9 protein-coding genes are annotated in these 12,454 nt (G+C 40.2%); 6 read left to right on the top strand and 3 right to left on the bottom strand.

Annotated features, from left to right (window positions below):
- Positions 1 to 26 precede the first annotated feature (26 nt).
- Complete coding sequence (locus RCG17_RS10390; protein ID WP_308175098.1) at positions 27 to 3,068, top strand: beta-galactosidase, LacZ type; 3,042 nt, start codon at positions 27 to 29, stop codon at positions 3,066 to 3,068.
- A gap of 67 nt (positions 3,069 to 3,135) precedes the next feature.
- Positions 3,136 to 5,379, top strand: coding sequence for an alpha-galactosidase (locus tag RCG17_RS10385; RefSeq protein ID WP_308175097.1), 2,244 nt, complete (start codon positions 3,136 to 3,138; stop codon positions 5,377 to 5,379).
- Between the two features lie 50 nt (positions 5,380 to 5,429).
- Here the strand turns inward: RCG17_RS10385 and yedF are convergent, their stop codons facing one another.
- A complete protein-coding gene (gene yedF / locus RCG17_RS10380) occupies positions 5,430 to 5,681 on the bottom strand; it encodes a sulfurtransferase-like selenium metabolism protein YedF (protein ID WP_308175096.1) in 252 nt (83 codons plus the stop codon).
- A gap of 20 nt (positions 5,682 to 5,701) precedes the next feature.
- Positions 5,702 to 6,937 carry a selenium metabolism membrane protein YedE/FdhT gene (yedE, locus tag RCG17_RS10375; RefSeq protein ID WP_308175095.1) on the bottom strand — a complete coding sequence of 412 codons (1,236 nt, stop codon included), beginning with the start codon at positions 6,935 to 6,937 and terminating at the stop codon, positions 5,702 to 5,704.
- A gap of 161 nt (positions 6,938 to 7,098) precedes the next feature.
- On the opposite strand from yedE, the gene RCG17_RS10370 reads away from it, so the two are divergent.
- The 4 genes from RCG17_RS10370 (at position 7,099) to deoD (ending at position 11,526) form a co-directional block, all read left to right on the top strand.
- A complete protein-coding gene (locus RCG17_RS10370) occupies positions 7,099 to 7,998 on the top strand; it encodes a selenium metabolism-associated LysR family transcriptional regulator (RefSeq protein ID WP_308175094.1) in 900 nt (299 codons plus the stop codon).
- A gap of 114 nt (positions 7,999 to 8,112) precedes the next feature.
- Complete coding sequence (gene brnQ / locus RCG17_RS10365; protein WP_308175093.1) at positions 8,113 to 9,447, top strand: branched-chain amino acid transport system II carrier protein; 1,335 nt, start codon at positions 8,113 to 8,115, stop codon at positions 9,445 to 9,447.
- Positions 9,448 to 9,608: 161 nt separating this feature from the next.
- The gene (locus RCG17_RS10360) at positions 9,609 to 10,811 is read left to right on the top strand and encodes an MFS transporter (RefSeq protein ID WP_308175092.1); all 1,203 of its coding nucleotides are present in this window, start codon (positions 9,609 to 9,611) and stop codon (positions 10,809 to 10,811) included.
- Between the two features lie 10 nt (positions 10,812 to 10,821).
- Positions 10,822 to 11,526, top strand: coding sequence for a purine-nucleoside phosphorylase (gene deoD, locus RCG17_RS10355; RefSeq protein WP_308175091.1), 705 nt, complete (start codon positions 10,822 to 10,824; stop codon positions 11,524 to 11,526).
- 122 nt (positions 11,527 to 11,648) lie between these two features.
- Here the strand turns inward: deoD and RCG17_RS10350 are convergent, their stop codons facing one another.
- Positions 11,649 to 12,413: a TrmB family transcriptional regulator gene (locus RCG17_RS10350; RefSeq protein WP_308175090.1), complete on the bottom strand. Its 765-nt coding sequence runs from the start codon at positions 12,411 to 12,413 to the stop codon at positions 11,649 to 11,651.
- Positions 12,414 to 12,454: the final 41 nt, after the last annotated feature.

Raw genomic sequence — 12,454 nt, 5'->3', positions numbered from 1 at the left:
TAAATGTCTGAAAGGAAGTTTGAACAATGACCATTGTCCCTGATTTAAACTGGTTAACCGATTTGAATAAATTTGCTGTGAATCGGCTCCCAGCACACTCCGACCACCGTTATTATGTGACGATGGATGAGGCAAACATTGCTGGTCCAATGGCAATGAGATATTCGTTGAATGGAAATTGGAAATTTAACTATGCGGTTAATCCGGACAGTCGTCCACTGTCTTTTTATCAGCTTGATTATCCGTGTTCAGGTTGGGGGAACATTCATGTTCCTGGCCATATACAGCTTCAGGGGTATGGAAAACCTCAATATGTGAATACCATGTATCCGTGGGATGGACATAATGAAATTCGTCCGCCGGAAATTCCAATGGATCATAATCCAGTAGGAAGCTATATCAAGTACTTTACTTTGCCTGAAAATATGAAAAATAAGCCTGCTTTTATTTCCTTTCAAGGGGTGGAGTCAGCCTTCTATGTATGGCTGAACGGTGAGTTTGTTGGCTACAGTGAAGACTCCTTCACGTCGGCAGAGTTTGATCTCTCTCCCTTTATCACGGAAGGAGAAAATAAACTGGCAGTAGAGGTATACCAGAGAAGCACCGGTAGTTGGCTTGAGGATCAGGATTTCTGGAGGCTTTCCGGTATTTTCCGTGATGTTTATTTATACACAGTCCCAGAGATCCATATCAATGACCTTTATTTCCGCACTGAATTGGATGATTCTTTTTCAAAAGGAATGGTGCAAGTCAAAGCCAAGTTGATGAATTCTCTAAAAGCTCCTGCAAAAGTCATGGCTGTGCTCTATGATGCAAATGGCAATCTGATCACGGAAAAATCAATCAATGTTCTTGGCAGCCAGTGGACTCTGGCACTTGAAGCAGATCAACCAAAACTGTGGAGTGCAGAGGATCCATACTTATATCGATTATTCATTTCGATCTATAACGAGCAAGGAAGTTTAGTTGAGGTCATTCCGCAAAAGGTTGGCTTTAGAAGATTTGAACTTGTCGATAAAATAATGTGCCTTAATGGAAAGCGGATTGTTTTTAAGGGCGTAAACCGTCATGAATTTAATTGCCGAAGTGGCCGTGCCATTACGAAAGAAGACATGCTATTTGACATTAAAACCCTGAAACGCCATAACATTAACGCTGTCCGCACATCCCATTACCCCAATCAGACTTATTGGTATGAGTTATGTGATGAGTACGGAATTTATGTGATTGATGAAATGAATTTGGAAACGCATGGTTCATGGCAAAAGATGGGGGCTGTCGATCCTTCCTGGAATATACCTGGAAATAAGCCTGAATGGCAGAATATCGTTATGGATCGGGCAATATCGATGTTTGAACGGGACAAGAATCACCCATCCATCCTGATTTGGTCCTGCGGCAATGAGTCATATGCGGGTGAAGTGATTCTGAATGTTTCCAAGTATTTTAAAAAAATGGATCCAGGCCGACTCGTTCATTACGAGGGTGTATTCCATAACCGCGATTACGATGAGACAAGCGATATGGAAAGCCGAATGTATGCGAAACCTGCAGATATTGAGAAGTATCTGTCGGAAAACCCTAAGAAGCCTTATATCAGCTGTGAGTACATGCATGCAATGGGCAATTCGCTAGGCGGTATGGACGAATATACAGATTTAGAACGGAAATATGACATGTACCAGGGCGGCTTTATCTGGGATTATATTGATCAGGCGATTATGAAAAAAGATCGTTATGGTCAGGAATTTTTAGCATATGGCGGCGATTTTGATGACCGCCCTACTGATTATGGCTTTTGTACAGACGGAATTGTTTATGCAAACAGGGAACTCTCTCCGAAAATGCAGGAAGTAAAGTATTTGTATCAAAACTTTAAGCTCGTGCCTGACCGTGATGGGGTTCTGATTTCGAATGAAAGCCTGTTTTCCTATGCTGATGATTATGAGCTAGAATATATTTTGTTTTATGAAGGCAGGGAAGTATCTCGCAACCAACTTCAGGTGACCGTTGCGCCTGGCAGTGAGGCACGAGTAGAGATTGCTTCCATGGATGATCTAGTTGTTGAGCCAGGAGAATATTGTATTCATACAAGATTGAAGTTAAAAGAAAAAACACTTTGGGCAGATGCCGGTTATGAAATAGCTTTTGGGCAATTTGTCTTTATGAACAAGAAGCAAGTGCTGACGGATGGAAATGGCGCTACGGGAGACTTAAGGGTTGCGCACGGTGATGTCAATATTGGTGTTCATGGCCGCGACTTTTCTGCAATTTTTTCAAAACAGGTAGGCAGCCTTGTATCCTTAAACTATGCAGGAAAAGAAATGATTTCTCTTCCCCCTGCACCATTATTTTGGAGAGCAACTACAGATAATGATCGAGGATTTAGCCAGGATTTCCATTCCGGAGTGTGGTTTGCGGCGAGCCTTGCACGGAAATGTGTTGGCTTTGAAGTGAAAGAAGATATCGGCTCAGTGAGCGTTACATTCCGTTATATTTTTTCCATTAGTAATGAGGTTAGTGTGACCATTTGCTACACGGTCTATCCTGATGGCAGTATCCGAGTAAAGTCTGATTATCACGGTGCAAAGAATCTGCCGCAGCTGCCAGTTTTTGCCGTTTCCTTTAAGATTCCCGCTGATTATGACAAATTGGAATGGTATGCGATGGGGCCAGAAGAAAACTACGCAGACCGTTCCAAGGGAGCAAGGCTTGGTATCTTTCAAAATCGTGTCTCAGAAACTCTTTCAGGTTATGTGATGCCGCAGGAATCCGGCGGCATCACAGGAGTCCGCAGGGTTAGTATTAATGATGCCAATGCACAGGGGATCACGATTTCCGCTACGGCAGAACCGCTGGAGTGCACGATTTCACCCTATACAGCATTTGAGCTTGAACAGGCTAGACATCATTATGAACTCCCGAATGTCCACTATACAGTCGTAACCATTGCGGACAAACAAATGGGAGTCGGTGGTGATGACAGTTGGGGTGCACCTGTCCACGACAAATATCTGCTCCATGCTGACGAAGATTTAAGCTTCGAGTTTATCATTCGAAAAAATTAACTTGGATAATGAGAAAGAGTCTTTCACATAGTGGGGCTCTTTCTTTTTCAAATATAAGGAGAAAATTATGCAAATTCATGTTGATTCCGAAAAAAAACAATTTCATTTAACAAACGGTAGGATTAGCTATATTTTCCACGTTATGAAAAATGGACAGCTGGGCCATTTATATTTTGGAAAGGCATTGCAGCATCGGGCTGATTTTTCTCATTTGCAACGGTATGATCTGCCAACACCAGCCAGCTGTCATCCATATGAAGATGATCCAGCCTTTTGTTTGGAAACATTGCGGCAAGAGTATCCTGTATACGGAAATTCGGATTTTCGCGAACCTGCCATCAGTCTAAGGAAAGAACATTTGCGCCATATTCCTCATTTCCAATATGATTCATTTCAACTATTGGAAGGAAAGCCGTCACTTGAGGGGCTGCCAGCTACATTCACGAGTGAAAAGGACGAGGCAAAAACCGTTCAGGTTATTTTAAAGGATCCATTCCTGCAAGCAGAATTAACTTTAAATTACACCATTTTTCGGGATAAACCTGTGATCACAAGAAGCGCTTCTTTGAAAAATGGCGGTGAAGAAAAGTTGATCATTGACAGGATGATGGGAGCATCACTCGACCTTCCCGATAAGGATTTTATTTTCACGCATTTGGCAGGTACCTGGTCGCGGGAAAGGCATGTAAAGGAAAGAAAATTGGAATCGGGAATCCAGTCGATTTCAAGTTTGCGCGGGGCGAGCTCACACCATCATAATCCGTTTTTGGCATTAAAGCGGCCTGATACAACGGAGCATAGTGGTTCAGTTTTTGCAGTTAATCATATTTATAGCGGCAATTTCCTGATGCAGGTAGAAGTCGATCATTATGATACCTCCCGAGTCCTCGCCGGTATTCATCCATATGACTTCAGTTGGGAGCTAAACACTGATGACAGCTTTCAAACTCCTGAAGTCGTGCTCGTATATTCTGATCAAGGCCTTAATGGGATGAGCCAAGCCCTCCACAATCTTTATAGGGAAAACCTTATACCTGCACAATGGCGAAAAAAAGAGCGTCCAATTTTAATTAATAACTGGGAAGCAACTTATTTTGATTTTAATGAAGAAAAACTTTTGGATATCGCAAAATCAGCAAAGGAATTAGGGGTCGAACTGTTTGTCCTTGATGATGGCTGGTTTGGAAAGCGCAATGATGATACCACCTCTTTGGGTGATTGGTATGAAAATGTAACGAAGCTGCACGAGGGCTTAGCAGGCTTGGCTGGAAAAATTAATGCACTTGGGCTGAAATTCGGGCTATGGTTTGAACCGGAAATGGTTAGTCCTAAGAGTAACTTATACCAAGAGCATCCTGATTGGGCAGTAGGCTTGCCGCATCTTCCTCATACATTAGGGCGAAATCAGCTGGTACTTGATTTTTCAAGGTCAGATGTTGTTGATTATCTCTATGAAAAAATGGCTGATATTATTAAAAGAACCGGTTTGTCTTATATCAAATGGGATATGAATCGCAATATTACCGAACCGTTTTCGCAAAAACTAAGTACTGAGCGGCAAGGTGAATTTTTCCACCGTTATATTTTAGGGGTATACCAGCTTTATGAGCGGTTAACAAGTGAATTTCCTGATGTTTTATTTGAGTCATGTGCGGGCGGCGGCGGCCGTTTTGACCCGGGAATGATGTATTATGCGCCCCAGGCTTGGACAAGTGATGATACAGATGCTGTTGAACGATTGAAAATCCAGTACGGAACATCTTATGTTTTTCCCATTTACAGTATGGGGTCGCATGTGTCTACAGTTCCGAATCATCAAACATATCGAATCACACCTTTATCAACTCGGGCTAATACGGCTTACTTTGGAACATTTGGCTATGAATTGGATCCCGGAAAACTTTCTTCTCTTGAGATTAGTGAGATTAAAGAACAGGTAGAATTTTATAAAAAGCATCGCTGCTTAATTCGAGATGGAAATTTTTATCGTATTTTAAGTCCTTTTTTCAGTAATGAAACGGCTTGGATGGTCGTAAGCAAGGATCAATCAGAGGCACTGGTAGGTTGGTATAAGGTTCTTGCTACACCAAATCCTCCAAAACAGCAAACATTGAAGTTAACTGGATTGGATGCATCGACTGTTTACGAAGTGAACAACGAGGGGCAATTTTACTTTGGAGACGAACTAATGCAGGTTGGGATCCAACTCCCGACTGAGTTTAATGGGGCAAATGGTAGGATAGCCGAACGCGGCGGGGACTATCAATCGCAAATCTTTTATTTAAAAAGAACAGATGGGGTAAATATATAGCAGTGTTTAAACAGAAAAGGAATGCTTTATTGAGCATTCCTTCTCCTTTTTTAGGAAACTTGTATATAAAAATATAAGGTTGAACCGTCTTTAAAAGTGGAAATCACTTTATGGCCGTGTCTTGTTGCTGACTCAGGTACGTTGATAAAGGACTGCGGGCAATCAGCGATTACTTCTAAAATTTTACCGGACTCCAGATTTTTAATCGCATCAAGTGTGTATAGTTCAGGATATGGACAAGATTCTCCCCGAACATCCAGAGTACCATCTACCAATATCTGTTCATTTTTGTTTCTATCCATGAATAAGAACCTCCGATCTGTTATGCGCTAGTCGTTTTGGATGAAGGAATGCTCTCACGTTTGACCTTTTTCATATAAGAGGTTTCTTTCCAGACGACAAGCAGATAGAGAATAACTAGGAAGGCGCCTGTTACGAGCAAGGCACCGCTCCACCCTAGTGAAGTGATTAAGTTGACTTCAGGGGCTCCTTTAACGAGCCCATTAAATATTCCCCAATGGTCCCAACCGTAAGCGAGAACAGTGGCACCAACAATATTTCCGATTCCAACTGCTACAAATTGGACCTGGCCTTCCATCAGTCGGTACATCCAGCCAGTTTCACATCCGCCAGCGATCACAATACCTACACCAAACATGATGCCGCCAAGGAGTGATCCGAGACTTGCCCAGTGGATAACGGGCTGGGCTCCTTTAAAAATAAAAATCGCTGTGCCGACCGTTTGAATCGCCATTCCGAGAATTATGGCTTTTGCCAACTTTCCTCTGCCTGTAAGCCACAGGTCCCGAAGTCCTGATGTAAAGCAGATTTGTCCTCGCTGGATTAACATCCCGAAAACAGCGCCAAACAGTTCAGCAATGCCTAGCAAGGGCTGCCCTGCTGAAATATAATAGATCGCAATCAATGCTACGATCACAAAAACGGCTGAAGCTGTGTAAAGCTGCCGATTTTGAGTATGAGCAGTGGTGGAGCCAATTTTAGCTGGACGAACGCCAAATTCCACTTTTGCTTTCCCTTTAAAAATAGGCAAAACTGCTAATTTGACTCCAATATAAGTTCCCAATGCGGTTCCAGCAATAAAGAACCAGGAATGGAGTGAAAATTGAGGCACGCCTGTAAAAAAAGCAGCAAGGTTACAGCCCATTGCAAGACGAGTCCCAAACCCGGCTAAGATTCCGCCTACAAACCCCCAAACCCAACGGCGTTTTTGCCTTGGTGCTTTCCATTTGAAATTTTGACTCATCAGAGCGCTGAATAAGCCGCCCAATAGCATCCCGATAACAATCCAGCCATCGGTTCTGTTGATGGGTTCACCTTTTAGTTTAATAGCTTGGAAATATGCCCAATGGGAAGTATCCACACCAAATAATTGCAGTAAATTTCCGCCCCAACGCGTAAACTCTCCAGTAACCGCCCATAGTGTACCAGTAAGCCCAAAATAAAATGCGGCGAATACGCCGGCGAAAATCAGGACGATGTATGGATTCCAAAAGCGATTAAAATATTTTTCCTGGATTTTTTCTAAAAATGAAATCATTGATGACCTCCCTGTTGTAATTGGTTAAGAACAGAATAAAAAAATCCGTCTTTTTCATTATAGAAAAATGGTATGATGAAGATAAATTCAATTTATCGATTCTATCAATGACTATCTATCGATTATAGCGATAAATCGATTCAAATAATGGAGATGATCGGATGGATTTACACCAGCTCTTTGTCTTTACAAAAGTGGTGGAGCATAAAAGCTTTTCTAAGGCAGCAGAGGATATATTTTTGAGTCAATCGACCGTAAGTTCACATATCCAAGCTTTAGAAAGAACCTTGAATATGAGACTGTTTGATCGGGTTGGGCGGGAAATTATTCTTACGCCTTATGGAAGCCGTTTGTATCAGTGGGCACTAAAATTACTTGTTTTAAAAGATGAAGCCATGCTTGACTTAAAAGAAGGGATGAATGAACTGCAGGGAAAGATTCGGGTCGCAGCAAGTTCTGTTCCTGGACAATTTATCCTTCCAAAAATGATCAAGCACTTTAGAAATCAATATCCGAATGTGGTGTTTCAAATTGAACAATCTCCTTCAAAAGTCGTGAACGATAAGGTGCTAAATGGTTCGGTTGATGTGGGATTTTTGGGAGAGAAATTTGAAAACGATAAACTTTGTTATCTTGCGCTGTTAAAAGAAAAACTGGTCCTCATTACTTCGAATCAAACAAAGCTAAACGGACCGGTGAAGATTCGGGAGCTTATGAAATATCCATTCATTATGAGAAATTCTGGGTCAGGAACAAACGCTATTCTTGAGCAATTTTTGAAAAAAAATAACATCTCGAAAGAACAAATGAAGATTATTGCCTATACAGAAAGCGGGCAAAATTTAATCCAGTTTGTCATCGAAGACATGGGGATTGCCATTATCTCAGAAATTGCTGCTAAGGGATATGCCCAAAAACAATTACTTAACATGTATGAAATCGACGATTTCGACGATGAAAGATATTTTTATCTAGCTTATAACAAGAACAAAACACAATCATTAGTTTCTAAATTATTCATTAAACATGGGACGGATATGGTTTCAAGTGCCGAAAATTAAAAAACAATATCTTGTGGAATTTAGAGGGATTTTCCGTATTTCATACTATGTTGAACAAATATCTGATACAATATTAAGGTATTTTAATATAGTAATTTAGTAGGGGTGAACCATTTGAATAAATTAACCAATAGAGAAATACTATTTATTGGTTTTATGTTATTTTCCATGTTGTTCGGTGCAGGAAATTTAATTTTCCCGGCATATTTGGGACATGCGGCTGGCCACAATGTATGGCAGGCGGTTATTGGCTTTATTATTTCAGATGCGGGTCTTGCGGTATTAGCTTTCATTGCGATCGCAAAATCAGGAACATTCGATAATTTAGTCAATCGGGTTCATCCTATTTTTGCTTTAATTTTTCCGATGGCCATTTATTTGTCAATAGGCCCTGGACTTGCGATCCCAAGAGCGGGCAGCCTTGCTTATGAAATGGGAGTCAAGCCTTTTTTACCTCATACAATTCAGTCTTCACCGATTGGACTTTTGATTTATACAGTCCTATTTTTTAGTATTGTCTTTTGGTTTGCAAAATCCCCATCCAAATTGATCGACAGATTTGGGAAGGTTTTAACACCTTTATTATTGGTATTAATTATCTTTGTTTTGATCAGGGCTTTATCAATAGACTTACCAGGTTTAAAAGAAGCTACTTTATCCTATAAACAGAATCCCATCTCACAAGGATTTTTGGATGGCTATCAAACAATGGATGCCATTGGCGCATTAATATACGGAATTATCTTTACCAATCTTTTTAAGAGTAAAAAAATACACAATCAAACTTTACGAATTAAATATTTAGCCATATTTGGCCTTATATCCGGTTTGCTTTTATCAATCTGTTATTTCGTTATTGCCTACCTTGGTGCTACCGCTTCGGTAGCAGGGAAAGTTGATAATGGAGCCATTGTATTATCGGCTGCCATGCATCAATTGTTTGGAGAGAGCGGTGCAATTGTTTTAGGCTTAATTTTTACATTAGCTTGTCTAAGTGTATGTATCGGATTAATCACATCGTGTGCCCAATACTTTTCAAGCATTGTTCCAAAATTATCGTATGTTAAATGGGCAATCCTTTTATGTATGATCAGTGGTATTGTCGCAAATCTAGGATTATCGCAAATATTAAAAGTTTCTGTCCCAATATTAAGTTTAGTTTATCCAATCGCTATTACGTTAATTATTTTAGGTCTTCTCCATGATCGATTACCTTATCGTAATCGCCCTGTTTATGTCATGACAATTGGTCTAGTTGGATTATTTAGCTTAATTGATGTGACGAATTCAACATTTTTACACGGTTCACTTTCCAAATTATTAGCTGATGTTCCTTTGCAAAATAACGGATTTGGCTGGGTAATTCCTGGGTTAATTGGTTTTGCAATAGGAAGTTTTTATGAAAAAAGAACACGCACTCAGGATACATCTATAAAGGAAGTAGCATAAAGAAAGTGTCAGGCATTACAATGCCTGGCACTTTTTTTACTTTGAGAAGCTGGGATTTATTTTGTAAAGGAAAAATTTTATAGTTTGCAATAAGTTGTTATTTTAGTTACTATATTAGTAGTAACCAAATTTGATAATGTATCGAAGGGAGGTTGGGTTGCTTGAATTTTAAAGTTTATTTATTAGCGCTTGTTTCGTTTGTAGTGGGGATGGCGGAATTAATTGTTGGTGGAATCCTTGATATCGTTGCTGATAGTTTGGGGGTATCAGTTAGTAAAGCTGGCGAATTGATTTCGATTTTTTCCCTTGTTTTTGCTATTTTCTCACCGATATTGTTGACCTTGACTGCCAAGGTTGAAAGGAAAAAGCTATTCTTATGGACTTTATTGATATTTTTTAGCGGAAATATTCTGGCCTTCTTCAGCCCCAATTTCCTAGTTCTTCTTCTAACAAGGATCATTTCGGCAGCGACCGGCTCGCTTTTAGTTGTTTTGTCAGTCACGATTGCATCCACGATTGTCAAGGAAGAATTCCGCGCCCGAGCTATTGGCATCATCTTTATGGGGGTTAGCGGATCATTGGTCATTGGTGTACCCATTGGCCTTGTTATTGGACATACGTTTGGCTGGCGTTCACCATTTCTGTTTATTGCGATCCTTAGCCTAGTTTCCATGATGGGTGTCATGCTATTTCTGGACAAAATAGAGCCAAGACCGATTATTTCGATAAGAAAACAATTGGAGACTTTAAAGAGACCCAAAATTTTGTTTGCGCAGTTAACATCTTTGCTGTTTTTAACGGGGCATTTGACTTTATATGCCTATCTCACACCTTTTTTGCAAACGTCATTGCATTTGAATTCAACATGGATTAGTATTTTTTACTTTATTTTTGGTGTTTCAGCCGTCTTTGGCGGCGGGCTTGGGGGGTTCATGGCAGACAAATGGGGTTCCCAAAAGAGCGTACTGACCATTGTTGCTGTTTTTTGTCTTGTTCTCTTTATCCTTCCAAAGACAACGACCTTCAATATACTTTTTGTGGTTGTTATGATGGTTTGGAGCATGTTAAGTTGGGCCATTACACCAGCACAGCAAAATTACTTAATTGAAACATCACCAGAGACAGCTGAAATACAACAAAGTTTGAATAATTCGGCTATGCATTTGGGGATTGCTGCAGGCTCTGTCCTTGGCGGCGTGGTGATTAATCAGTATTCTGTTCTCTATAATGCAACTATTGGTGGAATTTTTGTTTTTCTTGCGTTGATTTGTGCCATTTTTTCCATAACACGGAAACAGGCTGTAAATAAAGAGATTTACAAAACCATAACCAGGGAGGTGAACATGACTAATAAACTTTATTAGTCATGATTAAATGAGTGTTCATATTCATGCAAATCAAGGAGAAATCGCTGAGAATATTTTGTTGCCAGGGGATCCTTTACGGGCCAAGTATATTGCTGAAACCTTTTTAGAAGATGCCACATGCTATAACGAAGTACGTGGAATGCTGGGATATACAGGAACGTATAAAGGAAAAAAAGTATCCGTTCAAGGAACCGGTATGGGAATTCCATCTATCTCCATCTATGTGAACGAATTGATTCGTGAGTATGGGGTGAAAAATTTAATTCGGGTTGGTTCCTGTGGAGCGATTCAAAAGGATATGCATGTACGAGATGTGATCCTTGCCATGACGGCCTCGACTGATTCAAATATGAACCACCTCGCTTTTTCAGGGATTGATTATTCACCCTGTGCCAATTTTGATTTGTTAAATAAGGCTTATCAAATAGGATCTCAGCAAGGAATCAACATCAAGGCCGGAAATGTCTTGTCGGCGGATGTCTTTTACCGTGACAACATGGATCTCGTCAAAAAATTAGGCGACTATGGGGTGCTGGCTGTAGAAATGGAAACAACGGCATTATACACACTAGCTGCGAAGTACGGTGCAAAGGCATTATCCATTCTTACAGTTAGCGACCACATCTTTACTGGGGAAGATACAACGGCAGAGGAAAGGCAAACGACCTTCAATGAAATGGCTGTTATTGCACTTGAGACGCTTATAAAATAATAGGCTGTGTAAAATGGAAATTGTTGATTTTTTAACGCTGTTGATTGGAGCGGAAATCAACAGCCAAATTTAACACAGCCAAATAATAAAAACAGGCTAGGGAAATATCCCATGCCTGTTTTTTAATAACGTAGCCGCAATAAAAGACGTTTGATTTCAACGTCCTTCATTAGCTGCTCCTCATATTTCTTGGTGATGGTGGTTAAGGCGACGTCATGATAGAAAAATTCCGCAAAAAATTTAACAAATGGTTTCGATTTGGTCACCATGGCCTGCCATGCACTATTTTCTACACCTGCAAACAGAATCGTTTCCTCATCAATAATGATTAGGCGGTTTTTCTCCAATGCCTGATGCTCTTGATTCGGAGATAATGTATACAAGGTAGTTAACGGTACTTCCTCTTCCACATCTCCGACAACTAGCGCCTCCACTTTTACACCTGCTTGTTCTTTTTCGATTAATATTGGCAAATAATTGTAAAATTCGTCTTTCCATAGCGAAATATGAATGGAATGTTCTGCTTCTTCGAGAAGTTGTTTACATTGCAGTTGAATGGAGGAGTCCACTTTTAAACTCCAAACCCGATCATCCATGATGATATTTTTGCTGGGATTGTTTTTCAATTGGCCGATATTGACCTGAAATTCCTTCGTCAGCTTTTCTATGACAAGGTGTAGGGGCAGTGCTGTATAGAGTTTTTTCTTTTCAGATACGGAATCCAATACTAGCCCTTTTTCGATCATTCGGGATATTACTTCGTATACTTTTGCCTTAGGCACTCCAGAGTATTTTACAATCAATGTAGCATCTAGAGGTTCATCGCTGGAGGATAGGACCTCGTAAACTTTGCTTTCATATTGTGAAAATCCAAACTTTTGCAGCATGATTTCAACCTCATTTTTAAAGTATAAAAAAATTACAGGAT

This window comes from Neobacillus sp. PS3-12, assembly GCF_030915385.1.
Taxonomy (GTDB): Bacteria; Bacillota; Bacilli; order Bacillales; family Cytobacillaceae; genus JAEVLT01.
This window is presented reverse-complemented; position numbering and strand designations above follow the sequence as displayed.

Excerpts from the sequence above, each read along its gene's own strand:
- deoD (WP_308175091.1), top strand. The coding sequence starts at position 10,822 with ATGAGTGTTCATATTCATGCAAATCAAGGAGAAATCGCTGAGAATATT.
- yedF (WP_308175096.1), bottom strand. The coding sequence starts at position 5,681 with ATGGATAGAAACAAAAATGAACAGATATTGGTAGATGGTACTCTGGAT.
- RCG17_RS10350 (WP_308175090.1), bottom strand. The coding sequence starts at position 12,413 with ATGCTGCAAAAGTTTGGATTTTCACAATATGAAAGCAAAGTTTACGAG.
- RCG17_RS10370 (WP_308175094.1), top strand. The coding sequence starts at position 7,099 with ATGGATTTACACCAGCTCTTTGTCTTTACAAAAGTGGTGGAGCATAAA.
- RCG17_RS10390 (WP_308175098.1), top strand. The coding sequence starts at position 27 with ATGACCATTGTCCCTGATTTAAACTGGTTAACCGATTTGAATAAATTT.
- RCG17_RS10385 (WP_308175097.1), top strand. The coding sequence starts at position 3,136 with ATGCAAATTCATGTTGATTCCGAAAAAAAACAATTTCATTTAACAAAC.
- yedE (WP_308175095.1), bottom strand. The coding sequence starts at position 6,937 with ATGATTTCATTTTTAGAAAAAATCCAGGAAAAATATTTTAATCGCTTT.